At 32.6% G+C, this 3158-nt stretch carries 1 protein-coding gene and 1 pseudogene; one reads left to right on the plus strand and one right to left on the minus strand.

The features are described 5' to 3' along the window. Nucleotides 1-714: 714 nt before the first annotated feature. Nucleotides 715-1206, minus strand: a complete 492-nt coding sequence (locus HMPREF0381_RS00780) for a hypothetical protein (RefSeq protein ID WP_008749938.1) — start codon at nucleotides 1204-1206, stop codon at nucleotides 715-717. Between the two features lie 591 nt (nucleotides 1207-1797). Between HMPREF0381_RS00780 and HMPREF0381_RS14410 the strand changes: the two are divergent. Continuing rightward, nucleotides 1798-3120, plus strand: a pseudogene (locus HMPREF0381_RS14410) (IS1380 family transposase). The last annotated feature ends 38 nt before the right edge of the window (nucleotides 3121-3158 follow it).

Below are 3158 nucleotides of genomic sequence, written 5' to 3' on the forward strand. Positions count from 1 at the left end.
CCGGAAGTGCGATTTCATCGCACAAGAATATTTATGAATTTCTTGCATCTAAGTTATCAATATATTATATCTATATTTTTCCTATACAAAATGATTGCACTACCATTTATGGATAGTTCTACCCAATTCGTGTTTTAACACGATTTTTTTAGGACTGATAAGTATAATAAGCAGATAAAGCAACTGAATCTTGTGATTTAAGGTCTTCGTAAGGATGTAAAAATGCATTGAAATGGTGTGAAGAAGCATATGAAGACGTACTTAAAGAACTACATACATCAATGAATGAGATGAAACATGTGTTAAAAGGGAAAGCAGACTTTTGCAATGATATTTCGAAGCTTTGAAAGCATCAAGGAATTATTTCAGAGTAAGGGTGTGTTGCTTGGAGTACTAAAAAATAGTTCAAATCTTTACACCACTGTCAAGGAAATCTTTAATAGATAATATGGAGCCTGACCGGTATGTTAGACTCCATAAGTCTCGACTTAAGATTTAGAAGACAGGCTTTTATAGTTTCATATATCTAAGCTGACTATTACTATTGTTTATTCATTCTTTCTCCTAATAATCTTCACTTATTCTTATTTTATGCAACTCATAGGTATACTTTAAGGCATCTTTTCTACTTGTTTTTCTTATCAGCCAAAAAATCTCTATACACCTATATATTGTAATGATACCTGCACAATCCTCTTTAAAATTTACTTAATACTACTGTTTCAGTCCTTCTTTGTCTATCTTCAATGCCGACTTAGCAGCCACATACAAATCATCTTTCCGGATGATATTTCTTTTATCCAATTCATAAAATAGCTGCTCATATCCAAAATAAGTTCGTGGTATTTTTAATATTCGCCTTCCTCCTGCATAGATTACACATGGATATGCAAAAGATTCATCTGTAATCTTTGCATGGCTTATCTCACTCCATAAATACTCACTTCTTTTTAACGGAAGCTGCTTTATTGATATCTTCTTATTGCTTAATTCTATTTTTGTAAATAAAATAAACAATAAAAAATATATTCCAAGAATTGAAGCTATTATTAGAAGCATCACTCTAGGCGCTCCATTTGTATCCTCTGACAGCGGTACTTTAACTAAACTCCAAAGCATTATAACAGCAACATATATATATACAAATAATGCAATCAGATATCTTTTCCCCGGTCTTATCACTATTTTACTATCATTTAATTTCATTTTTCTTCACCTCCTCGTTAACCGCTTTTTCGGCAGTAAAATCCGTATTTTTTCAGTTTATCTGACCGTCTATCTCAAAGCTTAATCATATAAAAACCACCGATATACTTTAAGGCATTGGCTTTTTATTACATTAAAGGACAGGGCATTACACTATATTTAGTAATACCTTTTGATGCTTATATTTTATCAAATCTTTTATTACTATTCATCACTATTTTTGTCGATCATTAAAAATTATCCACTTTAATGACCAAAGTGTTTTTTAATAAAACCCCAATGTGATTTTTAGTTCTCTTCTTAAAAAACCTTATAGACAATGCATTCTTCTGTAACTCTATCCCCGTCTTCCGTTAAAATACAATAAAGGTTCCAATGTTTTGCATTTAAAAGAAATCATTTAATTTTATGCATTTTTTAACCCTTTATCCTAGATTATTCACAACAAAGTCGTAAAAGTGGCTTAAAGCCACATAATTACTATATTTTAACAAAATATTGCTTTCACCTATTAAGTGAAGAAAAAAGAGCGTCCATTTGTGGTAAAATTAAGGTGACAAAACTCAAAAAAATTACACAAAGGAGCCCTTTATAAGTATTGTAAACACCTCATCACTTGAAAGCAATAGAAAAATTAAAATTAATTTCGATGGAGGCGATTTATCCTCTGATGCAGGCTTACTTCTTATAAAAGAATTCGTAAGTAAACTTGGCATTGATAAACTTTTCAGTCAATCATTTAAGACCAATGATTCTGCATTATTCCGTTATCACACTGATAAAGCAAACCTTCTTCAGATGATATATATGATCATTGCAGGCTATTTTGAAGATGATTCTTCAGATGAACTTACAAATGATCCTGTGTTTAAAGCAGTGCTGAATAAAGACACTTTAATCACAACCAACCATTTCAAGATTTCATAATCGAATGGATGAGGATTCGCTGAACCGGTTCATTTCAATAAATCAAATTCTTCGAAAGAAAGTTTATAGCATTCAGATGCCGGAAGCTATCATTTTAGATTTGGACTCAACACTTCTTAATGCCTATGGCAAACAGGAAGGCAGAGCATTTAACTTCCACTATCAAAGTAACGGTTACCATCCACTTGTTTGCTATGATGGAATCACAGGAGATTTGATTAAAATTCAGCTTCGCGACGGGACTCAGTATTCAAGCACAGGAGTTGTGGACTTTCTGCAGCCTATACTTGATGAATATCTTGTAGATTTTCCGGAAATTAAACTTCTCCTTCGTGGAGATAGTGGCTTTGCAACACTAAGTTTTATAAACAGTGTGAAGAAAACGGTACCGGCTATGTAATTCGTTTGAAAGAAAATGCTATACTTCGTGATAAGGCATCATATCTTGTAGATGAACTTGATGAAATCACAAAAAACAACAAAGTGGATTATGCTGTAGTTTATGGTGAATTCATGTATCAGGCAGGTCCTTGGCCTTATGAAAGACGTGTTGTCTGTAAAGTTGAAAAACCTGAAAACCAAATGACTTACATGTATACATTCATTGTTACAAATATGGAGTCATCTCCTGAATATCTTATCAAGTTCTATTGCAAAAGAGGCTTGATGGAAAACTTCATAAAGGAAAGTAAAACAGGTTTTGACTTCGCTTCTGTCAGCAGTCATACAAGAATTGTAAATGCTAACAGGCTTCAAATACATGCACTTGCTTATAACATATTTAATTGGTTTAGGCGATTGGCATTATCTGCAAATATGCGAAAACAACGCATTGATACTGTCCGTCTAAAACTGCTAAAGGTTGCTGCAAAAGCAATTCGTTCAGCAAGATATATGATATTCAAGCTGTATAGCAGTTGCCCATATAAGGATGAGTTCTATAATACCCTATCCAATATCAGCAAGCTATGTATACAGCTTGAATAACAACTAATAATGAACCTTGAGAGCTTAATAACTACTTG

The sequence above is a fragment of the Lachnoanaerobaculum saburreum DSM 3986 genome (assembly GCF_000185385.1).
Classification (GTDB): domain Bacteria; phylum Bacillota; class Clostridia; order Lachnospirales; family Lachnospiraceae; genus Lachnoanaerobaculum; species Lachnoanaerobaculum saburreum.